This window comes from Streptococcus wuxiensis, assembly GCF_040888245.1.
Lineage (GTDB): Bacteria > Bacillota > Bacilli > Lactobacillales > Streptococcaceae > Streptococcus > Streptococcus wuxiensis.
This window is the reverse complement of the sequence record NZ_JBFNFE010000001.1, coordinates 364,889-387,193: the sequence shown is the minus strand read 5'-3', so window position 1 is coordinate 387,193 and position 22,305 is coordinate 364,889. Positions and strand designations below refer to the sequence as shown.

The 22,305-nt window shown below is 36.5% G+C and carries 26 protein-coding genes and 1 pseudogene; 16 read left to right on the top strand and 11 right to left on the bottom strand.

Annotated features, from left to right (window positions below; translation table 11 throughout):
* Nucleotides 1-5 precede the first annotated feature (5 nt).
* The 11 genes and pseudogenes from AB2B47_RS01875 to AB2B47_RS01825 all read left to right on the top strand — a co-directional run bounded on the left by AB2B47_RS01875 (nucleotide 6) and on the right by AB2B47_RS01825 (nucleotide 10,743).
* Nucleotides 6-566 (top strand): restriction endonuclease subunit S, encoded by a 561-nt coding sequence (locus AB2B47_RS01875; RefSeq protein ID WP_320693483.1) that lies wholly within the window; start codon nucleotides 6-8, stop codon nucleotides 564-566.
* Nucleotides 563-1,144: a restriction endonuclease subunit S gene (locus AB2B47_RS01870; protein ID WP_320693482.1), complete on the top strand. Its 582-nt coding sequence runs from the start codon at nucleotides 563-565 to the stop codon at nucleotides 1,142-1,144. The genes AB2B47_RS01875 and AB2B47_RS01870 overlap by 4 nt, the downstream gene beginning before the upstream one ends.
* A gap of 103 nt (nucleotides 1,145-1,247) precedes the next feature.
* Nucleotides 1,248-1,901 (top strand): annotated as a pseudogene (locus AB2B47_RS01865) (restriction endonuclease subunit S); the annotation flags it as partial.
* 59 nt (nucleotides 1,902-1,960) lie between these two features.
* Entirely contained in the window at nucleotides 1,961-2,197 is a 237-nt protein-coding gene (locus AB2B47_RS01860) for an AbrB/MazE/SpoVT family DNA-binding domain-containing protein (RefSeq protein WP_320693480.1), read from the top strand.
* Nucleotides 2,194-2,607: a type II toxin-antitoxin system death-on-curing family toxin gene (locus tag AB2B47_RS01855; RefSeq protein ID WP_320693479.1), complete on the top strand. Its 414-nt coding sequence runs from the start codon at nucleotides 2,194-2,196 to the stop codon at nucleotides 2,605-2,607. Before AB2B47_RS01860 ends, AB2B47_RS01855 begins: the two co-directional genes overlap by 4 nt.
* Nucleotides 2,608-2,721: 114 nt before the next feature.
* On the top strand, nucleotides 2,722-3,687 hold the full coding sequence (xerA, locus tag AB2B47_RS01850) for a site-specific tyrosine recombinase/integron integrase (RefSeq protein WP_254724203.1): 966 nt from the start codon (nucleotides 2,722-2,724) through the stop codon (nucleotides 3,685-3,687).
* Between the two features lie 33 nt (nucleotides 3,688-3,720).
* Complete coding sequence (locus AB2B47_RS01845; protein WP_320693478.1) at nucleotides 3,721-4,878, top strand: restriction endonuclease subunit S; 1,158 nt, start codon at nucleotides 3,721-3,723, stop codon at nucleotides 4,876-4,878.
* A gap of 28 nt (nucleotides 4,879-4,906) precedes the next feature.
* Nucleotides 4,907-8,257: a DEAD/DEAH box helicase family protein gene (locus AB2B47_RS01840; RefSeq protein ID WP_320693477.1), complete on the top strand. Its 3,351-nt coding sequence runs from the start codon at nucleotides 4,907-4,909 to the stop codon at nucleotides 8,255-8,257.
* Nucleotides 8,258-8,276: 19 nt separating this feature from the next.
* Nucleotides 8,277-9,053: a nucleotidyltransferase domain-containing protein gene (locus tag AB2B47_RS01835; RefSeq protein WP_006152267.1), complete on the top strand. Its 777-nt coding sequence runs from the start codon at nucleotides 8,277-8,279 to the stop codon at nucleotides 9,051-9,053.
* 8 nt (nucleotides 9,054-9,061) lie between these two features.
* Nucleotides 9,062-10,114, top strand: a complete 1,053-nt coding sequence (locus AB2B47_RS01830) for a hypothetical protein (protein WP_025170350.1) — start codon at nucleotides 9,062-9,064, stop codon at nucleotides 10,112-10,114.
* Nucleotides 10,115-10,131: 17 nt separating this feature from the next.
* Nucleotides 10,132-10,743 (top strand): tetratricopeptide repeat protein, encoded by a 612-nt coding sequence (locus tag AB2B47_RS01825; RefSeq protein ID WP_320693476.1) that lies wholly within the window; start codon nucleotides 10,132-10,134, stop codon nucleotides 10,741-10,743.
* A 17-nt stretch (nucleotides 10,744-10,760) separates the two neighbouring features.
* Here AB2B47_RS01825 and AB2B47_RS01820 read toward each other — a convergent pair whose 3' ends face one another.
* Genes AB2B47_RS01820 through AB2B47_RS01810 form a run of 3 tightly spaced genes read right to left on the bottom strand, consistent with a single transcriptional unit; the run spans nucleotide 10,761 to nucleotide 12,610 of the window.
* Nucleotides 10,761-11,576 (bottom strand): TIGR03943 family putative permease subunit, encoded by an 816-nt coding sequence (locus tag AB2B47_RS01820; protein ID WP_320693475.1) that lies wholly within the window; start codon nucleotides 11,574-11,576, stop codon nucleotides 10,761-10,763.
* Nucleotides 11,573-12,478 carry a permease gene (locus AB2B47_RS01815; protein ID WP_320693474.1) on the bottom strand — a complete coding sequence of 302 codons (906 nt, stop codon included), beginning with the start codon at nucleotides 12,476-12,478 and terminating at the stop codon, nucleotides 11,573-11,575. The genes AB2B47_RS01820 and AB2B47_RS01815 overlap by 4 nt, the downstream gene beginning before the upstream one ends.
* Nucleotides 12,479-12,610: an SPJ_0845 family protein gene (locus tag AB2B47_RS01810; RefSeq protein ID WP_000268695.1), complete on the bottom strand. Its 132-nt coding sequence runs from the start codon at nucleotides 12,608-12,610 to the stop codon at nucleotides 12,479-12,481.
* A gap of 155 nt (nucleotides 12,611-12,765) precedes the next feature.
* Between AB2B47_RS01810 and AB2B47_RS01805 the strand changes: the two genes are divergently transcribed.
* The 3 genes from AB2B47_RS01805 to AB2B47_RS01795 are packed head-to-tail and all read left to right on the top strand — an operon-like array spanning nucleotide 12,766 to nucleotide 15,664.
* The gene (locus AB2B47_RS01805; protein ID WP_320693473.1) at nucleotides 12,766-14,895 is read left to right on the top strand and encodes a Tex family protein; all 2,130 of its coding nucleotides are present in this window, start codon (nucleotides 12,766-12,768) and stop codon (nucleotides 14,893-14,895) included.
* Nucleotides 14,882-15,331 (top strand): SprT family protein, encoded by a 450-nt coding sequence (locus tag AB2B47_RS01800; RefSeq protein ID WP_320693472.1) that lies wholly within the window; start codon nucleotides 14,882-14,884, stop codon nucleotides 15,329-15,331. Before AB2B47_RS01805 ends, AB2B47_RS01800 begins: the two co-directional genes overlap by 14 nt.
* A gap of 60 nt (nucleotides 15,332-15,391) precedes the next feature.
* Nucleotides 15,392-15,664, top strand: coding sequence for a PspC domain-containing protein (locus AB2B47_RS01795; RefSeq protein ID WP_254724194.1), 273 nt, complete (start codon nucleotides 15,392-15,394; stop codon nucleotides 15,662-15,664).
* A gap of 55 nt (nucleotides 15,665-15,719) precedes the next feature.
* On the opposite strand, the gene AB2B47_RS01790 is transcribed toward AB2B47_RS01795, so the two are convergent.
* Complete coding sequence (locus AB2B47_RS01790; RefSeq protein ID WP_006151383.1) at nucleotides 15,720-16,415, bottom strand: VIT1/CCC1 transporter family protein; 696 nt, start codon at nucleotides 16,413-16,415, stop codon at nucleotides 15,720-15,722.
* A 191-nt stretch (nucleotides 16,416-16,606) separates the two neighbouring features.
* Here AB2B47_RS01790 and AB2B47_RS01785 point away from each other — a divergent pair, with 191 nt between their 5' ends.
* Nucleotides 16,607-17,887, top strand: coding sequence for an O-acetylhomoserine aminocarboxypropyltransferase/cysteine synthase family protein (locus AB2B47_RS01785; protein WP_025170352.1), 1,281 nt, complete (start codon nucleotides 16,607-16,609; stop codon nucleotides 17,885-17,887).
* Between the two features lie 63 nt (nucleotides 17,888-17,950).
* Nucleotides 17,951-18,631 (top strand): RadC family protein, encoded by a 681-nt coding sequence (radC, locus tag AB2B47_RS01780; protein WP_320693471.1) that lies wholly within the window; start codon nucleotides 17,951-17,953, stop codon nucleotides 18,629-18,631.
* 2 nt (nucleotides 18,632-18,633) lie between these two features.
* Here the strand turns inward: radC and AB2B47_RS01775 are convergent, their stop codons facing one another.
* The 7 genes from AB2B47_RS01775 to AB2B47_RS01745 form a co-directional block, all read right to left on the bottom strand.
* The gene (locus AB2B47_RS01775; protein WP_320693470.1) at nucleotides 18,634-18,900 is read right to left on the bottom strand and encodes a hypothetical protein; all 267 of its coding nucleotides are present in this window, start codon (nucleotides 18,898-18,900) and stop codon (nucleotides 18,634-18,636) included.
* A gap of 5 nt (nucleotides 18,901-18,905) precedes the next feature.
* Nucleotides 18,906-19,145: a hypothetical protein gene (locus AB2B47_RS01770; protein ID WP_320693469.1), complete on the bottom strand. Its 240-nt coding sequence runs from the start codon at nucleotides 19,143-19,145 to the stop codon at nucleotides 18,906-18,908.
* A 24-nt stretch (nucleotides 19,146-19,169) separates the two neighbouring features.
* Nucleotides 19,170-19,859 carry a gamma-glutamyl-gamma-aminobutyrate hydrolase family protein gene (locus AB2B47_RS01765; protein WP_320693468.1) on the bottom strand — a complete coding sequence of 230 codons (690 nt, stop codon included), beginning with the start codon at nucleotides 19,857-19,859 and terminating at the stop codon, nucleotides 19,170-19,172.
* A gap of 15 nt (nucleotides 19,860-19,874) precedes the next feature.
* Complete coding sequence (locus AB2B47_RS01760; RefSeq protein WP_004252929.1) at nucleotides 19,875-20,516, bottom strand: redox-sensing transcriptional repressor Rex; 642 nt, start codon at nucleotides 20,514-20,516, stop codon at nucleotides 19,875-19,877.
* Between the two features lie 81 nt (nucleotides 20,517-20,597).
* On the bottom strand, nucleotides 20,598-20,813 hold the full coding sequence (locus AB2B47_RS01755; RefSeq protein WP_004252933.1) for a DUF4649 family protein: 216 nt from the start codon (nucleotides 20,811-20,813) through the stop codon (nucleotides 20,598-20,600).
* Nucleotides 20,814-20,822: 9 nt separating this feature from the next.
* Nucleotides 20,823-21,170, bottom strand: coding sequence for a DUF1831 domain-containing protein (locus AB2B47_RS01750; protein WP_004252935.1), 348 nt, complete (start codon nucleotides 21,168-21,170; stop codon nucleotides 20,823-20,825).
* Nucleotides 21,171-21,175: 5 nt separating this feature from the next.
* Complete coding sequence (locus tag AB2B47_RS01745) at nucleotides 21,176-22,291, bottom strand: cysteine desulfurase family protein (protein WP_320693467.1); 1,116 nt, start codon at nucleotides 22,289-22,291, stop codon at nucleotides 21,176-21,178.
* Nucleotides 22,292-22,305 lie beyond the last annotated feature (14 nt).

The following is a 22,305-nucleotide window of genomic DNA, read 5'->3' as shown; positions in this document are numbered from 1 at the left end:
CATGTATGAAAAAAGTGAAGTTGGGGGAAGTTTGTGAGATAAAAATTGGCAAGACACCAAATCGTTCTCAAACTTTATATTGGGGAGGTGACTATCCTTGGTTATCCATTTCAGATATGAAAGAGAAAATACTATGTACTACTAAGGAAAAAATAACTAAAGAAGCTGTCCAAAAAGAAAAAATGCAAATTGTTTCAAAAGGGACAGTTGTGATGAGTTTTAAGTTATCTATTGGCAAGGTTGGGATTCTTGCTGAAAATATGTACACAAATGAAGCAATAGCTAATTTTGTGGTAAAAAATAATAAGATGCTTTTTAATGAATATCTTTACTATGCACTACAAGGAATAAATTTTGATAGTTTAACAGACAGGGCTGTGATGGGGAAAACGTTAAACAAAGCAAAGTTGAATAACTTGTCTATTGTATACAACGAGCCTTTTATGCAACAGCAAATTGTTTTGAGATTAGATGGTGTTAACAAATTAATTGAATCTCGTAAACAACAACTATCTGAATTATCAAAACTCGTCAAATCCCGATATTTCGAGGAGGTGGTTGCATGACAATCCATTTTTTACAAAATATATTTGAAAAATCTATAAATGGTGAATGGGGTAATGAGGATAGTGGCAACGGAGAGGCAACAGCAGTAATTAGAACCTCAAATTTTCTAAATTCTGGAAGACTAAATCTAGATAATATTGTATGTCGTGATATTGATAAAAATAAAAACAGTGATAAAATTCTAAGAACAGGTGATATTATAATTGAAAAATCTGGAGGTAGTCCAAATCAACCAGTTGGACGTGTTGTATATTTCGATGTTACAGATCAAGATTATTTCACAAATAACTTTACTAGTATTTTAAGAGTTAAACCAGGATATAATTCTAAATATATATTTTATTTAATGAAATATCTCTATGACACAAAAAAGGTGTTAAAATTTCAAAATCAAACAACTGGCATTATTAATTTAAAGTTAACTGACTATTTAAATAAAACCAAAGTTAATATTGAAACTATAGAAAATCAAAATACGATTGTAGATATATTGGATAGGTTAGAGTATCAAATAATAAATAGAAATAAGCAACTTAGTGAACTCTCAAACCTTGTANAACAAAGCAAAGTTGAATAACTTGTCTATTGTATACAACGAGCCTTTTATGCAACAGCAAATTGTTTTGAGATTAGATGGTGTTAACAAATTAATTGAATCTCGTAAACAACAACTATCTGAATTATCAAAACTCGTCAAATCCCGATTTAACGAGATGTTTGGGGATCCTGTTTTGAATGAAATGGGTTGGGAAAAGCATAGATTATCAAAATTAACATTAAAAATTGGTTCAGGTGCTACACCTAGAGGAGGAAGAGAAAGTTATGTCAACGAAGGGATAGCGCTCATTAGAAGTATGAATGTATATGATGGTAAGTTTATTTTCAAAGATTTAGCTTATTTAACTAATGTTCAGGCTGAAAAATTAAATAATGTAATTGTTGAATCTGACGATGTTTTGCTGAATATTACAGGTGCATCTGTATCTCGTTGTTGTATTGTTCCACAAATTATTTTGCCTGCGAGAGTTAATCAGCACGTTTCTATAATTCGTTGTAAAAAGCACTTATTATCACCAATATTTTTAAATCAACTTTTAATAACTTCCGAGTTTAAGAGTTTGCTACAGAAAATAGGAGAAAGTTCAGGTGCTACTCGTCAAGCGATAACAAAAAATCAGATTGAAGAATTAACCATCCCCCTCCCCCCTCTTTCCCTCCAAAACGAGTTCGCAGACTTTGTGGCTCAGGTTGACAAATCACAATTGGCAATTCAAAAATCACTAGAAGAACTTGAAACTTTGAAGAAATCTCTCATGCAGGAGTATTTTGGCTGATATTCTGTCATTGTAATTACGGTAATTATTTGTTATAATACTTCAAAGGAGGAAATAAGATGGTTGTAAAAACAAGAAAACAAGGAAATTCAATCACCATTACCATTCCAAGTGAATTCAATATTCCAAGTGGTGTTAAATACGAAGCGAAATTGTTACCAAGTGGTGAAATTATCTTTACTCCCGAAGACTCTGGACATCAGATTTCTTATGTATCTGATGATGCCTTTGACTTAAATTTGGACAAAATTTTTGACGAATACGATGATGTTTTCAAAGCTTTGGTGGAAAAATGACAGTCTATCTGACAGAAATGCAAATTGAAAAAATCAATGCTTTAGCAATTGAACGGTATTCACCAAATGAAAAAATTCAAACAGTTAGTCCTTCTGCCTTAAATATGATTGTCAATTTACCAGAACAATTTGTCTTCGGTAAACCTCTTTATCCAACAATTTTTGATAAGGCAACGATACTATTTGTCCAATTGATCAAGAAGCATGTTTTTGCCAATGCCAATAAACGAACTGCTTTCTTCGTTTTGGTAAAATTTCTACAGTTAAATGGTTATCGTCTTTCTGTAACAGTTGAAGAAGCGGTAGATATGTGTGTAACTATCGCAGTAGAATCCTTAACAGATGAAAGGTTATCTAGCTACACCAAATGGATCTCTGATCATTCATTTAGAACTAATGGCCAAATTTAAGCTTAGATATTTAAATCCTATAAGTAAAAAATAGATAAACAGACAGTATTAGAATTCTGAAATACAGAAAACTAATATTGTCTCTTTTTATTGAAATAATGAAAGTGAGAAAATATGGAAACAAAAGTGACAATTATCATTCAAGAAATGCTACCCCTTTTAAACAATGCACAATTACTAGCATTGCGGGAGAGTTTAGAGCGCCATTTAGTGAGTAGTGTAAATCAACAGAAGTATACGAATAATTCCTTGTTAGCTTTATTTATTACTGCTAAACAGGTGGAGGGTTGTAGTGCAAAAACCATTCGTTATTATCAAAGGACCATTGAAAACTTATTTACAAGCATAAAGCAGTCTGTAACACAACTGACAACAGATGATTTGAGAAGTTATCTAGCACAGTATCAGTCAGAAAAAGATTGCAGTAAAGCAAATTTGGACAATATCCGACGCATCCTGTCTTCGTTTTTTGCTTGGCTTGAGCAGGAGGAATATATCATCAAAAATCCTATTCGAAGGATTAAAAAGATTAAGACCGAACAAACTGTGAAAGAAACTTATACTGATGAACATCTTGAAATCATGCGAGACAATTGTGAAAACTTAAGGGATTTAGCAATGATCGATCTACTAGCTTCAACAGGAATGCGCGTGGGAGAACTTGTGCAGCTGAATCGCTCAGATATTGACTTTGAAAATCGAGAATGTGTTGTATTTGGGAAAGGTAAAAAGGAAAGACCTGTTTACTTTGATGCTCGGACGAAAATCCATTTAAAGAACTATATCAATAGCAGAGAAGATAATCATCCAGCTCTTTTTGTTACCTTACTTGGAAAAGCCCAGAGACTTGGAATAGCTGGTGTTGAGATTCGATTAAGAAAGTTAGGTCAAAAGCTTGGAATACAAAAGGTCCACCCACATAAATTTAGAAGAACACTAGCAACAAAGGCAATTGATAAGGGAATGCCTATCGAACAAGTCCAAAAACTGCTAGGTCACAGCAAAATTGACACAACCTTAGCCTATGCTATGGTAAACCAAAGTAATGTCAAACATTCCCATCAGAAATTCATCTCTTAAGTGCAAATCCCGATATTTCGAGGAGGTGGTTGCATGACAATCCATTTTTTACAAAATATATTTGAAAAATCTATAAATGGTGAATGGGGTAATGAGGATAGTGGCAACGGAGAGGCAACAGCAGTAATTAGAACCTCAAATTTTCTAAATTCTGGAAGACTAAATCTAGATAATATTGTATGTCGTGATATTGATAAAAATAAAAACAGTGATAAAATTCTAAGAACAGGTGATATTATAATTGAAAAATCTGGAGGTAGTCCAAATCAACCAGTTGGACGTGTTGTATATTTCGATGTTACAGATCAAGATTATTTCACAAATAACTTTACTAGTATTTTAAGAGTTAAACCAGGATATAATTCTAAATATATATTTTATTTAATGAAATATCTCTATGACACAAAAAAGGTGTTAAAATTTCAAAATCAAACAACTGGCATTATTAATTTAAAGTTAACTGACTATTTAAATAAAACCAAAGTTAATATTGAAACTATAGAAAATCAAAATACGATTGTAGATATATTGGATAGGTTAGAGTATCAAATAATAAATAGAAATAAGCAACTTAGTGAACTCTCAAACCTTGTAAAATCCCGATTTAACGAGATGTTTGGGGATATTTTTGATAATCCACAGTCTAAATTAGAAGATCATACTGAGTTAAATCCTAATAAGAAGGAACTGCTAAACTTTAATGGTAATGTTTCGTTTTTACCAATGTCAAACGTTAGCGAAAATGGGAAAATTGATTTATCTATAAATAGAAATATCGATGATGTTCGTAAAGGATTTACTTTTTTTAAGGATAATGATGTAATTGTTGCAAAAATTACGCCTTGCTTTGAAAACGGGAAAGGTGCTCCAGTATTTGGACTATTGAACGGTGTAGGATTTGGTTCAACTGAATTTCATGTTCTTAGACCCAAGAATACAGTAAATACAGTATGGTTATACCATGTAACAATGCTTTCGAAATTTAGACTTGAAGGTGAGAGAAAGATGACAGGAAGTGGAGGACAGAGAAGAATTACCAAGGATTTCATTAATAATTTTAAGTTAAATATCCCCCCTCTTTCCCTCCAGAACGAGTTCGCAGACTTTGTGGCTCAGGTCGACAAATCACAATTTGCTTGTCAGAAGGCTATAAAACTGTGGAGAAATAGTTTGAAATCTAGTATAATATAGGTATCTATTTAATCAAAGTGAGAGAAAAATGGGAAATTTTGATTTTCTTTTAAATAACGAGGAGTATGGATCTTTTTCAAAGCCCTGTATAGAAGCTGAGAATATGATTGGGACATCTACTGTAGCGACAGCTTTCATGGCACGTCGTGCCTTGGAGCAGGCTGTTCATTGGATTTATAGCCATGATTCCTATTTGGAAGCCCCTTATCGTGCTACTTTGTCTTCATTGGTGTGGGATGATGACTTTAGAGAAATCGTAGATCCAGAGCTTCATAGTCAGATGGTTCTCTTGATACGTTGGGGCAATCATGCTGCTCATGGTGGGGAGATCAAGGAACGTGAAGCGATTTTAGCCTTACATCATTTGTACCAGTTCGTAAACTTTATTGATTACTGCTACAGCAATGAGTTTGTGGAACGTTTTTTTGACGAGAAGTTATTGCCAATTTCAGAGAATGTCAAGAAAAGAGAAACGCCACAAGCCATGGTGGAACTGCAAGACAGTTTACCTGTTATGCCTGACTTTCATGAACAAATGGCTGTACAGTCCTTGGAAGTCCAAGAGAATTATACAGAAAAACGTGAAACTGCTGCTCAACGGCAAGAGGTTTCCTTTTATATCGATCAGTTATCTGAGGCTGAGACGAGAAAACTCTTTATTGACATTGATTTACGCTTAGCAGGTTGGACATTTGAAGAAAATTGTCGAGTTGAAGTCGCTGTTAATGGACTGAAACACGGATCGGGAACAGGTTATTGTGATTATGTCCTTTATGGTAAAAATGGAAAGATTTTAGCAATTATTGAAGCCAAAAAGGCTGCAGTTAATCCAGAAGTCGGTGAAGTACAAGTTAAGGAATATGCTAAAGCGCTAGAGGAAAAAATAGGTTACCAACCGATTTGTTTTATTACAAATGGCCTCAAGCACTACATTCTTGATGGTGTAAATCGTCGCCAGGTTGCAGGATTCTATTCTCAAGAAGAATTGCAATTATTGATGGACAGACGACATTTGCAAAAACCACTGGAGGATATTTCTAGTAAAATCAGAGACGATATCTCTGGTCGATATTACCAGAAACATGCGATTGCAAGTGTTTGTGAGTCTTTTTCCAACAATCGAAGACAAGCTCTTTTGGTAATGGCAACTGGTTCTGGGAAAACTCGAACAGCAGTCTCTCTTGTTGATATCCTATCACGTCACAATTGGGTCAAAAATGTTCTCTTTCTAGCTGACCGAACATCTCTTGTAAAACAAGCCTATGATTCATTTAGGAAATTACTTCCAGATCTTTCGGTTTGTAACTTTTTAGAGGATAAAGCTGGGGCACGATCAAGTCGTATGGTGTTTTCTACTTATCCGACCATGATTGGAGCTATTAGTGATCAGGAAGAAGTCATTCAACGCCCTTTCACTGTTGGTCATTTTGATCTTATCATTATTGACGAGTCCCATCGCTCTATTTATCAAAAATACAAGGCCATTTTTGATTATTTTGATGCTAGAATCGTAGGCTTAACGGCCACACCTCGTCAGGATCTTGATAAAAATACTTATGGATTTTTTAACTTGGAGAATGGTGTTCCAACATACGCATACGACCTGGAAGAGGCTGTAAAAGATGGTTATTTAGTAGCTTATCATTCGATTGAAACTAAGTTAAAACTACCAACGGATGGTCTACATTACTATGATTTATCCCAAGACGAAAAAGAATATTTTGATAGCCAATTTGAAGATGGTAGTTCTGAGAAAGATATTGATCCTGAGGATTTTAATACCTCTATTTTCAATAGAAAAACAGTCAAAATTGTTCTAGATGAACTAATGACAAGAGGAATTCAGACAGCTTCAGGTGACGAAATTGGTAAAACTATTATCTTTGCTAAAAACCATCGACATGCTGAATATATCAGAGATATTTTTAATGAACGTTATTCAGAAAAAGGAAGCGACTATGCTCAGGTGATTGATTATAGTATTAAACATTATCAGACCTTGATTGATGATTTTAAAATTAAGGAGAAATATCCTCAAATTGCAATTTCAGTTGATATGCTTGATACAGGTATTGATGTCCCAGAGGTTGTCAATTTAGTCTTTTTCAAGAAAGTTCGCTCAAAAACAAAATTTTGGCAGATGATCGGTCGTGGTACACGCCTCTGTAAAGATTTGTTTGGACCTGATCAGGATAAGGAAAACTTTTTGGTATTTGATTATGGTGACAACTTTGAATACTTCAAAGCAGATCCTAGAGAAGGAAATGGACGTCATATTGTTCCCTTGGAACAGCGTTTGTTTAATATCAAGGTGGACTTGATTCATGAACTGCAGGATCTTCACTATCAAGAAAATCAGTTTGCTAGAGAATACCGTCAACAACTCGTCTCAGAACTTCATGAACGTATGGTGAGCTTAAATGAGTTAGACTTTAGGGTTCGTATGGTCTTAGATACAGTTTATACTTACAGAAAGTTGGAAAATTGGCAAAATCTAACGACCGTCACAAGTGAAACAATCAAGAAAGATCTTTCTCCGCTTCTATTTGAAGAAAATAAAGAGGACGAGATGGCGAGACGATTTGATTTATGGTTGTTTCAGATACAGTTAGGACAACTGTTAGCTAAGCCAGCAACTGTCCATATATCTCAAGTTATGAAAACAGCTAAGGCTCTTGCCAGGGTTGGCAATATACCACAAGTTTTTGCACAGGCTGAAATTATCAGGAAAGTACAAGAACCTGAATTTTGGGAAGAAGTTAGTTTATCTGAGCTGGAAAAAATACGCCTTGCGCTTAGAGATTTACTACAGTTTTTGGATAAACCGGAACGCACTATATATTATGTCAATTTTGATGATCACATTCTTTCCACTGTCCATGATACTAAGCCATATTTACAAGTCAATGACCTGCGATCTTATAATGAAAAAGTTGAACATTATTTGAAAACTCATTTGGATGAGGAAGCAATTTCTAAATTGTATCATAACAAGAAGTTGATTGCACAAGATTTATTAGCATTAGAAACTCTATTGTGGGAAAAATTAGGAAGTAGATCTGACTATCAGCAGCACTATGAGAACAAGGCTATTCCTAGATTAGTTCGTGAGATTATAGGTTTGGATAGAGAGGCTGCTAATCAAGTATTTTCTAAGTTCTTATCAGATGAAAACCTTAATGCGAAGCAAATTTCCTTTGTAAAATTGATTGTCGATTATGTCGTTGAAAATGGATACATGGATAAGTCTATCCTGACACAAGAACCGTTTAAATCTTATGGATCCGTACAAGTACTATTTCAACATCAAATACCAATATTGAGGGATATTGTCCAAACGATTGACTTAATCAATAATCGCGCTGAAGAAGTAGCTTGAAAATAGAAAGAGAATCACCATGCAAACACAAGAAGAAATGAATGTTCTGGTACCTGAAAAACTTGCAGAAATTGAGCGTGATTATGATGTTACAGTTTTGTGGGCAATTGAGTCTGGTAGTCGCGCTTGGGGCTTTGAGTCTCCGGATAGTGATTTTGATGTGCGTTTTGTATACAAGCACAAGCAAGATTTTTATCTAAGCTTGAACGATCATCGAGATGTCATCGAACTACCAATTGACGATACATGGGATGTGAGTGGCTGGGATTTGGACAAGGCTTTAAAGTTGCTTTATAAGTCAAATCCAACCCTCTTTGAGTGGTTACAGTCGCCAATCGTTTACCAGCAAGACGAAGGCTTTATTGACCGTATCCGTCCGCTTGTCAGTCAGTATTTTTCCGAGAAAAAGATGCTCCACCATTACTTGAATACTGCTAGAACTCAAATGAATAAGTATCTTTCAGGAGATAAGGTCAAACCTAAAAAGTATTTCTATGCACTTCGTCCTATTTTAGCTTGTCGTTGGATTGAAAAATATCATTCTATTCCACCGATTTTGTTTGATGATTTGGTCAATGAATTGCTCCCTGATGAAATGAAAGACCATGTGTCTAGCTTACTTGATATAAAGGTAAAGGGACCAGAAGGCAAGGAAATTGAGCCGATAGAGCCAATTCAGGACTTTATCATCAAAAATATCCAAGAGCTGGATGACTACGTCCAAAGTGTTACAGAGGAAAAGAAAGACTGGAAAGCTCTCAATCAATTTTTCCTTGAAGAATTAGGTCGTGACTGAGGTTAATTATGGGAAAATGGACTTGTAGATGTGGTCAAGCAATGAACAACCACCAAGCACCTGATCCAAATGCTTATTCGGTTTATTCGGATGAGTTGCTTGAAGATATTTTTAACAATACTGACGAACATGATAGAATTTCCTATGAAGACATTTCAGAGGCTTCCTTCTATATGTGGAAGTGCCCAAATTGTGGTAGTTTTATGGTCTTTGGTGAAGAGGATAATAAAGATTGTTTCACTTTTTATGAGCGCCAGACCAGTGCAAAAGCTGAACCACTTTTTGATCCTGATCAGGAGTTGAATCTTGTAGTCGTTGAGTTTCAGGAAGGTGGAAATGGTTATACTTATATCTGTGATGATCCAAGTATTTATGTTGGACATGGTGTAATTGTACCAACTGGGAAGGAAAATATTGAAAAAATAGCTCTGGTAGTCCAGAAATATCACGCTTACCCAAGAGATATCACTTATCCCGTTGAAAAGTTAAAAAGGGTCATCCGTAGGTATTCTATTTTTGATTCCAAGACTTCAAAAATAGTTTGTAAAAATATACTTGAACATGGAAGAATTCTAAATGCTTGCTCGAAAAAACTAAAAATAGAGTCTAAACAAATTTACCATGCAATCAAAACTCCTCTAGGTTATTTTTGGTTGGAGTTAAATAGAATTCCAATTCCGATGAAAATCACACAAATTCAAGTTAAAGATAAAAGGTATCAGGTAGAGGGTGCCTTCTTCATTAAACCCACCAAGGTAAACTACAGAAAATTGTTAGAACTTGAATTATGTGCAGATTTTGATATTGACGCCTCTCGTTGGATTGATGTTCTATCAGACGAAAATGTTTGGGGAAACACCTGGGAATTGAATGGCCTTCAATTTGGAATTACTGCAGGAGAGTCCCCAGAATTTGAAGATGAAGTAGTTGCAAGAAAATTTAGCCGTATCCCACTTTATTATGACTGGCATCCAGAATTTGAAGATTATTATGGCTTCAGTATAGCCTGGAAAAAATACGAGTCTGATAGTGATTTGTCGATTGATTTCTATACAACATAAGCTGGGGGAGAATAAGCATGAATCAAGCCTGGGAATTATTGTTTGAAGGGAAGATTGAAGAGGCCAAGAAATTAGTCTCAAAAACTTTCTCGTTAGAAACTTGTAAGGATTATAGCCTTCTCAATTTGATGGGTTATATCAAGCTCTTTGAAAAAGACTATCAAGAAGCTTTGCTGATTTATCAAAAATATCTTGAAATAGCTATATCAAGTCAAGATAAAGAAAATGAACATATAGGCTATCACCAGTTAGCCATGGTTTATCGTGAAATGAATGACTATCAAACAGCTCTTAACTATATCGATAAAGAGCGAGAAATCATTGAAAAATCTTTTCCAGAGGATGCACTCAAATCTTCTGTCAATAATTATGAGCAAGGTTATTTACGATTAAAACTAGGGGAAATAGCAAAAGCAATCATGTATATGGAACAGTCCTTAAAGCAAGCATTACAAACAGATGATCTGATAGCTCAAGCTTGTTCCTATAGAGGTTTAGGTGAGATTTATTCTGCTGAATATTCAGAAGAATCGCAAGAGAATTTTTTACAAGCTATCGAACTTTTTGAAAAAGCTGGCGATCAGGTCGGAGCACGAGAAGTTAAAAACTTATTAAACAAGAAAAAGTAGCCCCATCAGGCTACTTTTTAAAATTCTTTGTAAACATAAGTATTGTCGAGTTTGTCTACTTTGATGAAGGACTGGACTTCAAGAGTTGGGAGGACTTGGTTGAGTTCTTTGTGATAGTGATTCCTAATCTTACCTTTGACTCTCACCCAGGTGTTATTTTCGTACTGATTAGTGTTTCCTGTAGTCAAAAGGCCAAAAACTCCTGAATCAGCGATACAGTGCATAATACCAAAGCGAAAAACAAATTGACTATTGGTATGATTTGGATCGTTGTAGATAAAACCAGTAAACTCTATTTCCTTACCTTCAAATTCATTTGGATAATCATAGATAGCTTCCATGACCTCAAGGTAATTTTCATCATTGATAACTATACTAGATTGAGCTAAGTATTTATCAGCACTCTTTCGAATAATATTTTCATGTGCTGTTTGTGAATAAAAGCGACTGGTATCCGGCTTAAGATACTGACTGCTCGTTCCTTCACTTGATTGGATTGCCTTGTCAGTTCCTTCCGACAAAGGGAAATAATATCCTTTTGCCGATACTGTTTGTGAATCCAGAGTGACAGTTTGAAAGGTAAATCCAACTAACAAGGGTAAACTTAAGAGGACAAAACTAGCAAGCTTAGCTGAAAAACTATGTAAGTGACTATGTTCTTTCAATCGCTTGAAGCAAATATAGGCTTGAACAATGGCTAGTAACAAAGATAAAATCATAGTAATATAAGCCAGATATGAGTAGTGGAGGTTTATATACTGATTGAGCTTACCTGATAGATGCAAATAAAGAGTTAAGATAAAATAACCAAATAAGATAAAAAATCGAATCATAGCATCACCCCGACTAGATAAGAATAGACAAGAACAACAAGAGTTACAATTGTCAAGAATTGCCAAATAAAGCGAGTTTTGAGATAATTCTTCATCATGAGGAGGTTCTTGACATCAAGCATGGGACCTATAACCAGAAAGGCAAGCACTGGAGCAAAGCCAAAACTTGATAGAAGAGAAGATCCGATAAAGGCATCCGCTTCACTACAGAGGGATAGTAGGAAGGATAAGACCATCAGAAGAACAATCGCAAGTAGTGGTGTTGCGCTGATGGATGTCAGGATACTAGTTGGAACATAGACTTGGACTATACTGGCAAAAAGACAGCCAAAAACCAAGTAACGCCCCATATCAAAGAATTCATCAATAGCTTGGATAAATAACTGAAGGATTTTTTGACTTTTACTCAAGTGAGAAAAATCATGCTCATGGCAAGCCAATCTGTTTTCTTTTTGGATAGGTCCCTCCCAGACAAAACCAAGAAAGATACCCAATATAGTAGCAACTAGAATCGCTCCCAAAGCTCTTAGAAGAACCATTTGAATTGAATTGCCAAAGGCTGAATAAGTCGCAAAAAGCACGATGGGATTGATGATAGGAGCGGTTACTAGAAAGGGAACAGCTGTATAGCTTGGAACTTTCTTTTCTAAAAAACGGTTGATGATAGGGACAATCCCACACTCACAAGAGGGAAAGAGGAAACCGATGAAGCTACCAAAAAAGATTCTCCCCAAACGATTTTTAGGGAGAAATTTATAAACCTTCTCAGGTGTGACATAGACTTCAATGGCACCAGAGATGATACTACCAATTAAGACAAAGGGTAAAGCTTCAATGATAATTGAAAGAAAAATGGCGCCAGCTTGTAGCACACTAGAAGGTAAATTTTGAAAGAGTGTCATCTATTTTTTCTTTTCTGCCTTATCTTTCTTTTCTTTGTCATCTGGAAATGTTACTTGCTTTAAATCAGGTAGTTTAGCGAATTCTTCGAACATCTTATCTAAGTCATCAGTTTTTGTAAATTTAACAGCCATAAGGCATACCTCGATTCTTTAAGTTAACACTATTATACTATTATTTCTAAGAAATAGTTGGATTTTAAAATAAACATGGCTTTTATCTTTATAAAGTTGAAATAAAGCAACAAATTAATGAAAACAAGCTTTCTTCCTTATGGTATAATAGTTTCATGGATAAAAAATATGAAAAAATTTCCCAAGACTTGGGTGTAACTTTAAAGCAGATTGATACTGTCTTGTCTTTGACAGCAGAAGGAGCAACTATCCCCTTTATCGCCCGTTATCGGAAAGATATGACTGGAAGTCTAGATGAGGTAGCCATTAAGGCTATTATCGACCTCGATAAGAGTTTAACTGCTCTAAATGATCGTAAGGAAGCCGTCTTAGCAAAAATCAAAGAGCAAGGCAAGCTAACAAAAGAATTGGAAGAAGCAATTCTAGCAGCTGAAAAACTCGCAGATGTAGAAGAACTCTATCTTCCCTATAAGGAGAAACGTCGCACCAAGGCAACGATTGCGCGTGAGGCTGGACTTTTTCCACTTGCTCGTTTAATTTTACAAAATGTTTCTAACCTAGAAAAAGAAGCAGAAGCTTTTGTCTGTGAAGGTTTCGAGACTCCTCAAGAAGCTTTGGCTGGAGCTGTAGACATCTTGGTTGAAGCACTATCCGAGGATGTTCATTTACGTTCAATGACATATCAAGAGGTACTTAGACGCTCTAAGATTACTTCTCAAGTCAAAGATGAGAGTCTTGATGAAAAACAAGTCTTTCAGATCTATTACGATTTCTCGGAAACAGTTGCCAACATGCAAGGTTACCGTACGCTTGCCCTTAATCGCGGTGAGAAGCTAGGCATTTTGAAAATTGGCTTTGAGCATGCGACTGATCGGATTCTATCTTTCTTTAGTGTTCGTTTTAAAGTTAAGAATGCCTATATTGACGAAGTTATTCAGCAATCTGTTAAGAAAAAAGTATTACCAGCTATTGAGCGTCGTATTCGCACTGAACTAACAGAGAAGGCAGAAGAAGGAGCTATCCAACTCTTCTCAGAAAACCTTCGAAATCTTCTCCTTGTTGCACCTCTTAAGGGGCGCGTGGTCCTTGGATTTGACCCTGCCTTTCGTACAGGTGCTAAGCTTGCGGTCGTAGATGCTACTGGGAAGATGCTGACAACGCAAGTCATTTATCCAGTCAAACCAGCTTCAGCTCGTCAGATTGAAGAAGCAAAGAGAGATTTGGCAGATTTGATTGGCCAATATGGTGTTGAAATCATTGCCATAGGTAATGGTACTGCTAGTCGTGAGAGTGAAGCCTTCGTCGCTGAAGTACTTAAAGATTTTCCTGAGGTCAGCTATGTCATTGTCAATGAAAGCGGGGCATCTGTCTACTCAGCTAGTGAACTTGCTCGTCAAGAGTTTCCAGAGTTAACTGTTGAGAAACGCTCTGCTATTTCTATTGCTCGTCGCTTGCAAGACCCACTTGCTGAGTTAGTTAAAATCGATCCCAAATCCATCGGTGTTGGTCAATATCAGCACGATGTTAGTCAGAAAAAATTGTCTGAAAGTCTTGACTTTGTTGTTGATACAGTAGTTAACCAAGTCGGTGTCAATGTCAATACAGCTAGTCCAGCCTTACTTTCGCACGTAGCTGGGCTTAACAAAACAATCTCTGAAAATATCGTGAAGTATCGTGAAGAAGAAGGCAAAATCACTTCACGCGCCCAAATAAAGAAAGTCCCTCGTTTGGGTGCTAAAGCGTTTGAACAGGCTGCCGGTTTCCTCCGTATCCCTGAAAGTAGCAATATCCTTGATAACACGGGTGTTCACCCAGAAAACTATGCTGCTGTTAAGGAACTCTTCAAACGTTTGGACATCAAAGACCTAAATGAAGAAGCACAAGCCAAACTCAAATCTATTTCAATTAAGGAAATGGCCCAAGAACTAGACCTCGGTCAAGAAACCCTTAAAGATATTATTGCAGATCTTTTAAAACCAGGACGTGATTTCCGTGATTCTTTTGATGCTCCAGTCCTTCGTCAGGATGTCTTGGATATCAAAGACTTAAAAGTTGGCCAGAAGCTTGAGGGCGTTGTTCGTAACGTCGTTGACTTCGGTGCCTTTGTTGACATTGGTATTCACGAGGATGGCCTGATTCATATCTCTCACATGAGCAAGAAATTCATCAAACATCCGAGTCAAGTCGTTTCAGTTGGTGATTTGGTAACCGTTTGGGTGAAGAAGATTGATGTCCAACGCGAAAAAGTAAATCTGTCGCTTCTTGCTCCAGATGAATCTAACTGATTACGTTAAACAAGTCTCTTTAGAAGACTTTGGGAAACCTTTCAAACACCAAGCTCAATGGAATTCTCGTCTACGGTCGACAGGTGGGCGATTCTTTCCGAAGGATGGGCATTTGGATTTTAATCCCAAAGTCTATCAAGAACTAGGTTTAGAGGCTTTTCGGAAAATTGTGCGTCACGAACTCTGTCATTATCATCTATACTATGAGGGCAAGGGGTATAAACATAAAGATGTAGCCTTTAAGAAACTGTTAAAAGAAGTAGACGGGCTCCGCTTTGTTCCTACCTTATCAAGTGTCAGTCAAACACCACTTCTAGTCTATATTTGTCAGACTTGTCGCCAAACCTATCAACGAAAGCGACGAATTGATACCAAACGTTATCGTTGTGGTCTCTGTCGTGGCAAACTCATTTTGCAAAATCCGCCTAAGGACTGATGCAAGCAGTTTTTATTTCATGTTATACTTATTACAAGAATACCGAAAGAGGTACAAACTATGAATAAAAATTTTTACAAAATGAGACGAAATCGTATGATATCGGGAGTACTTGCTGGACTCTCTGATAAATGGGACCTTGATGTTACTCTTGTGCGCTTCATTTTTGCTATCTTTACAATCGCAAACTTCGGACTTGGAATCATCATCTACATCATCCTAGCCTCTATCTTGCCAACAAAAGAAGATATCGAAGCTGAAATGTACGGAACAGGACCACGTAAGATGAAAGAGGCTGAACCAATTAATGATAATGAAGGTTGGTTTTGGTAGTTTCTCTTAATTGTTTATGTTTGGATAATAAAAAAGATACCGTACGGTATCTTTTTTAAATACTAAACAACTGACCCAATAGATAGGTCACTCCCATGGTTAACAAACCGATACAAAGGTTACGAATCATAGCTGTTTTGGTTGGGGCTTTTCCGAGTTTGGCACTGGTGTAACCTGTAATCAATAAAGACATCGCAACGATAAAAACAGTAGCAGGGATTCGATAGTCACTTGGAAAGATGGTAATGGAAAGCATTGGTGGTAAACTACCAAGAACAAAAGCGATGAAGCTAGATGCTGCAGCATGCCAAGGATTGGTAAACTCTTCATACTCGATTCCGTATTTTTCTTCAACTAAGGCTTTAAGTGGATTTTTAAGAAAAGCTTTATTGACTAAAAGTTGAGCTGAAGTTTCACACTCACCATTTTGAAGATAAGCAGCATAGAGAGATTTCTTTGCAGCCTCGATATCCTTATCCAAAAGTAATTGCTCTCGAGCTACAGCGGCCTCTTCAGTGTCTTTTTGAGTGGATACTGAAACATATTCACCTCCAGCCATAGAGAAGGCACCTGCTAAGATGGCAGCCAAACCCGAAAGAAAGATTATCCAGATATTACTGGTTGCACTGGCAACCCCGATAACAACTCCAGCGATGGAAATGATCCCGTCATTGGCTCCGAGCACACCAGCACGTAAAATATTTAAACGACCAGCGAAGTTTGAATCAATTTCATGTGTAATTTCTGACATAGTCTTCTCCTTTTTATCCATTATAAAGTATAGAAATAGCGAATACAAACTTTTTAAACTATCTGAAAAAAGTTTTTCAATTCTAATAAATGCCATAGCTATTGCTTATGATAATATATAACAAAGTTGTATTTGTAACTGAATGCCATAGATGATACAATTAATTTAATGAAATCTTTGGAGGTCTGATGATGACTCGTGAATTTAAATTTGAAACTCTTCAATTGCATGCAGGACAAGTGGTAGATGCTACTACCAAGTCTCGTGTTGTACCAATTTATCAAACAACATCTTTTGTATTTGAAGATACACAGGAGGGTGCAGACCTTTTTGCCCTTCAAAAAGCTGGAAATATCTATACTCGTATTACCAATCCAACAACTTCAGCCTTTGAAGAGCGTATTGCAGCGCTAGAAGGCGGAGTAGGTGCACTTGCCACAGCTTCAGGAATGGCAGCTCTTACTTATACTATTCTTGGACTTGCTCACGCAGGTGACCATGTTGTTGCAGCTTCAACTATCTACGGTGGTACCTTTAACCTGTTGAAAGAAACCCTTCCTCGATACGGAATTACCACAACATTTGTAGATATTGATCATTTAGAAGAGGTGGAAGCAGCGATTAAAGACAATACAAAACTTGTTTTGATTGAAACTTTGGGTAATCCAGTTATCAACATTCCTGATATCGAAAAAATAGCCGAAATTGCTCATAAACACCAAATTCCTTTAGTTTCTGACAATACATTTGCAACGCCTTATCTTATCAATGTCTTTTCACACGGTGTAGATATCTCGGTTCACTCGGCGACTAAATTTATCGGTGGACACGGTACAACTATTGGCGGTGTCATTGTTGATAGTGGTAAATTTGACTGGGCTACTTCAGGGAAATTCCCTCAATTCGTCAATGAAGATCCAAGCTACCATAATTTAAGCTATACTCGAGATGTAGGTGCTGCAGCCTTTATCGTTGCTGCTCGCGTGCAATTGCTTCGCGATATGGGAGCTGCCCTTTCACCATTCAACTCATTCTTGCTCCTACAAGGTCTTGAGACACTATCTCTCCGTGTTGAACGTCATGTTCAAAATGCTGAGAAAATCGTTGATTTCCTTGTGAACCATCCAAAAGTTGAAAAGGTCAATTATCCAAAATTAGCTGATAGCCCTTACCATGCCTTGGCGGAGAAATATTTACCAAAAGGTGTTGGTTCAATCTTTACCTTCCACGTTAAAGGCGGAGAAGCAGAAGCTCGTAAGGTGATTGATAGCTTAGAAATCTTTTCAAACCTTGCAAACGTAGCAGATGCCAAATCATTGGTCGTTCATCCAGCAACTACAACTCATTCTCAATTGTCTGACTCTGATCTAGAAGCAGCAGGAGTAACTAAAAATCAAATCCGACTTTCAATCGGTCTTGAAAATGCTGATGATTTGATTGAAGATTTGCGTCTTGCACTTGAAAAAATCTAAAAATAACTAGTTTTTATCGAATTAAGCATCCTTCTCACGAATAATAAAGTGAGGAGGATTTTTATGTATAGTATTTCATTTCAAGAAGATTCGCTTTTACCAAGAGAGAGACTAGTAAAAGAAGGAGTAGAAGCGCTCAGCAACCAAGAATTACTGGCAATATTACTAAGGACAGGCACAAAACAGGCCAATGTTTTTGAAATAGCACAGAAGGTCTTAAATCAGCTGACATGTTTAACTGACCTAAAAAAAATGAGTCTACAGGAATTGCAGACTCTATCGGGTATTGGACGTGTTAAGGCTATCGAATTACAAGCCGTTATTGAATTAGGCTACCGTATCCATAAAAGGGAAACAGTGAAAATGGAGAGTATTCTTAGCAGTCGTAAATTAGCTAAAAAGATGCAGTCTGAGCTTGGAGATAAAAAACAAGAGCACCTAGTGGCGATCTATCTAAATACTCAAAATCAAATCATTCATCAGCAGACTATTTTTATCGGGTCTGCCACGAGAAGCATTGCTGAACCGAGAGAAATTCTCCACTACGCTTTGAAGCATATGGCAACATCTGTGATTCTGGTTCATAATCATCCATCAGGAGCAGTAGTTCCTAGCCCCAATGATGACCATGTTACGAAGCTTGTTAAAGAAGCCTGTGAATTAATGGGATTGGTCTTATTGGACCATTTAATTGTCTCTCATTCTGATTATTTTAGTTACCGTGAGAAGACGGACTTGATATAGGATTATTTTTTGAAGTTTAGGGGACCCTGCTCAAACGCTTGTAAAGCATAGGATTCAACTTCGTTCATAACAATTTTAGGAAGAGGATCAATTGTAGGGACTAGCAACTTTTCTTGCACGATAAAGTCAATAATAGCATTGAAGTCTTCAATTTTATAATACTTTTTTGAGTGGATCAAGATATCTCTGTAAAAAACAAGCGAAGAACGAAATCTGCCTTTAAATTTAGCATCTGCCTTTTTACAAAATGGTTTTGCCTTTTTAGACATTTCTTTTAGTTCTTTTTTTTGTCTTTTAGTGAGAGTTTGTCGAGATACTCTTTATTCTTAGAAAATGATTGGTAACTTTCTGCCGTTAAAAGTCTGTATAGATTAGAAAGTTGAAAATAAACTTCTATTTTCTTTTCCTTATAGGTTGAGAAATGGTCAATTTCCTTGCTCTTAATAGATGAGAAAACATTAACATCTAAATCTCTCAAAAGCTCATGAGTAGAAGGTGGGGTAAGTTCATTCATAATTAATTAGCTAATTTATCGAAATTATAATTCATTGACGACATAGTCGAAAAGTGTTTTATCTTTGGGGCGATTTTCAAAAAGAAATTCGGGATGCCATTGAACACCAAGATAAGGGAAGCCGTCCGTAGTTGTAACAGCTTCGATAATACCATCTTTAGGATCATGTGCTACAACCTTAAGATTAGGAGCTAAATCTTTGATGCTCTGATGGTGGAAAGAATTGATATGAGAGATTTCTCCATAGATTTCTCTTAGAATAGTATCTGGTTCGGTGACAAGTCGCTGAGTGGTGTATTCAGCGGAAGTATCTTGCCAATGATCTTCGATATCTTGATAAAGAGATCCGCCCATGGCTACGTTAAAGAGCTGAGTACCACGACAGACAGAAAAAATTGGTTTATTTTGTTTAAGGGCTTCTTTGATAAGTGCTAGTTCAAAAATATCCCTTTGAAGGTGGTAGTCGTCGCTATCAATAGCTTTTGGCTCACCATAGTATTTAGGATCAACATTTTGCCCACCAGTTAAAATAAGTTTATCAATTAAACTAATGTAGTAACTGGCCATTTCTTCATCACCAATTGGTAGGATAATGGGGATACCTCCAGCTTTCTTAACTCCTTCAACAAAGCCTTTTGCAGCATAACTCATCATAAGATCATCATCTGGATGCGGGGTTTCATTTCCTGTAATCCCAATAACTGGTTTTTTCATAAATCAATTCGCTTTCTAATCCTCTTTTCGCATGAAATAGAGGAGGGTTTGAAGTTCGCTAGTAAGATCGACATACTGAACAACTACGTCTTTAGGAAGATGTAGGTGAACAGGAGAAAAACTGAGGATACCTTTGATACCAGCATCAACCAAAAGTTCCGCAACTTCTTGAGATTTAACACTAGGAACAGTAAGAATAGCAGTTTTAACATCACTATCCTTAATTTTATCCTTTATTTGAGAGATTCCATAGATTGGAACACCGTCGGGTGTCTTGGTACCAACCTCAGGATGATCATCTAGGTCAAAAGCCATGATGATTTTCATTTTATTACGCTCATGAAAGCGGTAATGGAGGAGGGCATGTCCCATATTTCCAATACCCACAAGCATAACATTGGTAATAGAATTATCATTTAAAAGATCAGCGAAAAAGTTCATAAGCTTTTTGACATCATAGCCAAATCCACGACGTCCAAGTTCGCCAAAGTAAGAGAAGTCACGACGAACAGTGGCAGAATCAATTCCAATCGCTTCTGCAATTTGTTTGGAATTAGCTCTTTCAATTTTCTCGGCATTAAATCTTTTAAAAATACGGTAATAGAGAGAAAGTCTCTTTGCTGTTGCTTTAGGAATAGCAGACTGTTTTTCTTTCACAAAATCACAACCTTTCTATCTACTATTTTATAGAAAGCTTGTGAAAATTGCAACAATAATGAAAAAAAACTAAGAAAAATCTTAGTTTATCTTCGTTTCGTGGTAAGTTCTTAAAAAGCGGTAGAGGTTACCTAGAAGTCCTTGATAGATTTCAACTCCATCATGTGTTAATGAAGTAATATGAGTAGTATCAGGGAGAGTTACACAACCCGATAGAGAGAGCATAAGAGCTTCATAGTCTTCATATTCTTGCACACGCTCTACTTGATAGGAGTCCTTGTAAGTTAATCGAAACATAATGACCTTCTATCTTTCGCTTTTTGTAAATACGCCACGTTCAACCAAGCTATCCATCAAAAAGTAAAATTTCTCTTGGTGGATATGAGTTTCTTCTGATTTGAAGATATCAACTAAACGTAGACCAAATTTATCAGTGATATTGATTTTTACACCAGTTAAGTCTTTGTTGATGATAATCTTAAGTTGGAATCCTTCTCCGCTATTTGGAACTTTTTCAAGTAGACGCGTTAATTCATAGTTACCAACTTTAGTTTCAAAAAAAGTATTATCTTTAAGCGTAAATTTTTTAACAGTTGGACTAAGTGTGTATTCGTAACGACAATTTTTAAGTTTAATCGTTTGTTCAAATGCCATTAAGTTTATCCTCCGATGATATTTTTAAGAGTTTTAGCAAGAGTTATCATTTCTTGTTCTGTATTTTGAGGTGAAATGCTGACGCGTACAGACTCGTGTAAGCGAGGAGATTCTTCTCCGTAGAAGGCTTGAAGAACATGACTGACCTGAACAACACCAGCTGTACAAGCAGAACCTGTTGAAATAGAAATACCTTCAAGGTCTAAACGAAGTAGTAGTAGATCGTTGCGTTGTCCCGGAAATCCGATATTTAGGACATAAGGGAGTTGCTCTTTACCTTGATTGAGATAATAGGTTGATCCAGCCATTTCAGTTAGAAAAACTTTCTGTAGTTTTTGAACTTTATTAAAATTAGCCTCTAGATGATCTATATCGTCCTTAAGAGCTGCAACCATACCTATAATTGCGGGAAGATTTTCTGTCCCTGCTCTTTTTTTCTGTTCTTGATCTCCACCATGTAGGTAAGGATCAAAATCTGTAGAAGCAGCGTATAGGAAACCGATACCCTTTGGACCGTGAAATTTATGAGCAGAAGCACTGAGGAAATCTATTCCTAGTTCTTCAGGAAGAATCTCTAGCTTCCCGACAGCTTGAACAGCATCTACATGATAAGCTGCTGAATGGACTTTTAAAATCTGCCCAATTTCATCGATTGGTAAAAGAGTACCTGTTTCATTGTTAACATACATAGTTGAAACGAGAATAGTATCTTCACGCAGTGCATTTTTGACTTGATCTGCAGTGATTTCTTGATTGTCGGGTTTTAAAATAGTCACTTCAAACCCAAAATTTTCCACCAGATATTCAATTGGTTCAAGCACAGCGTGATGCTCGATAGCAGTAGTAATAATGTGTTTCCCGCGATTTTGATGACGAAGACAGTAGCCAATAATAGCTGTATTATTACTTTCTGTACCACCAGAAGTGAAGAAAATGTGTTGGGGCTTTGTACCTAGTATACCTGCTAACTCTTGACGGGCTTCACGTAATAATTTTCCTGCTTGACGCCCATGACTGTGAATACTAGAAGGATTGCCATAAATTTCTTGCATGACTTGAGTCATTGCTGAGATAGCTGCTGAAGACATAGGAGTCGTTGCAGCATTATCCAAATAAATCAAAAATTCACCTAATT

What these genes read in the sequence shown, in the direction of transcription:
- AB2B47_RS01875 (WP_320693483.1), top strand. Translation starts at nt 6, where the DNA reads ATGAAAAAAGTGAAGTTGGGGGAAGTTTGTGAGATAAAAATTGGCAAG.
- AB2B47_RS01860 (WP_320693480.1), top strand. Translation starts at nt 1,961, where the DNA reads ATGGTTGTAAAAACAAGAAAACAAGGAAATTCAATCACCATTACCATT.
- AB2B47_RS01855 (WP_320693479.1), top strand. Translation starts at nt 2,194, where the DNA reads ATGACAGTCTATCTGACAGAAATGCAAATTGAAAAAATCAATGCTTTA.
- xerA (WP_254724203.1), top strand. Translation starts at nt 2,722, where the DNA reads ATGGAAACAAAAGTGACAATTATCATTCAAGAAATGCTACCCCTTTTA.
- AB2B47_RS01845 (WP_320693478.1), top strand. Translation starts at nt 3,721, where the DNA reads ATGACAATCCATTTTTTACAAAATATATTTGAAAAATCTATAAATGGT.
- AB2B47_RS01840 (WP_320693477.1), top strand. Translation starts at nt 4,907, where the DNA reads ATGGGAAATTTTGATTTTCTTTTAAATAACGAGGAGTATGGATCTTTT.
- AB2B47_RS01835 (WP_006152267.1), top strand. Translation starts at nt 8,277, where the DNA reads ATGCAAACACAAGAAGAAATGAATGTTCTGGTACCTGAAAAACTTGCA.
- AB2B47_RS01830 (WP_025170350.1), top strand. Translation starts at nt 9,062, where the DNA reads ATGGGAAAATGGACTTGTAGATGTGGTCAAGCAATGAACAACCACCAA.
- AB2B47_RS01825 (WP_320693476.1), top strand. Translation starts at nt 10,132, where the DNA reads ATGAATCAAGCCTGGGAATTATTGTTTGAAGGGAAGATTGAAGAGGCC.
- AB2B47_RS01820 (WP_320693475.1), bottom strand. Translation starts at nt 11,576, where the DNA reads ATGATTCGATTTTTTATCTTATTTGGTTATTTTATCTTAACTCTTTAT.
- AB2B47_RS01815 (WP_320693474.1), bottom strand. Translation starts at nt 12,478, where the DNA reads ATGACACTCTTTCAAAATTTACCTTCTAGTGTGCTACAAGCTGGCGCC.
- AB2B47_RS01810 (WP_000268695.1), bottom strand. Translation starts at nt 12,610, where the DNA reads ATGGCTGTTAAATTTACAAAAACTGATGACTTAGATAAGATGTTCGAA.
- AB2B47_RS01805 (WP_320693473.1), top strand. Translation starts at nt 12,766, where the DNA reads ATGGATAAAAAATATGAAAAAATTTCCCAAGACTTGGGTGTAACTTTA.
- AB2B47_RS01800 (WP_320693472.1), top strand. Translation starts at nt 14,882, where the DNA reads ATGAATCTAACTGATTACGTTAAACAAGTCTCTTTAGAAGACTTTGGG.
- AB2B47_RS01795 (WP_254724194.1), top strand. Translation starts at nt 15,392, where the DNA reads ATGAATAAAAATTTTTACAAAATGAGACGAAATCGTATGATATCGGGA.
- AB2B47_RS01790 (WP_006151383.1), bottom strand. Translation starts at nt 16,415, where the DNA reads ATGTCAGAAATTACACATGAAATTGATTCAAACTTCGCTGGTCGTTTA.
- AB2B47_RS01785 (WP_025170352.1), top strand. Translation starts at nt 16,607, where the DNA reads ATGACTCGTGAATTTAAATTTGAAACTCTTCAATTGCATGCAGGACAA.
- radC (WP_320693471.1), top strand. Translation starts at nt 17,951, where the DNA reads ATGTATAGTATTTCATTTCAAGAAGATTCGCTTTTACCAAGAGAGAGA.
- AB2B47_RS01775 (WP_320693470.1), bottom strand. Translation starts at nt 18,900, where the DNA reads ATGTCTAAAAAGGCAAAACCATTTTGTAAAAAGGCAGATGCTAAATTT.
- AB2B47_RS01770 (WP_320693469.1), bottom strand. Translation starts at nt 19,145, where the DNA reads ATGAATGAACTTACCCCACCTTCTACTCATGAGCTTTTGAGAGATTTA.
- AB2B47_RS01765 (WP_320693468.1), bottom strand. Translation starts at nt 19,859, where the DNA reads ATGAAAAAACCAGTTATTGGGATTACAGGAAATGAAACCCCGCATCCA.
- AB2B47_RS01755 (WP_004252933.1), bottom strand. Translation starts at nt 20,813, where the DNA reads ATGTTTCGATTAACTTACAAGGACTCCTATCAAGTAGAGCGTGTGCAA.
- AB2B47_RS01750 (WP_004252935.1), bottom strand. Translation starts at nt 21,170, where the DNA reads ATGGCATTTGAACAAACGATTAAACTTAAAAATTGTCGTTACGAATAC.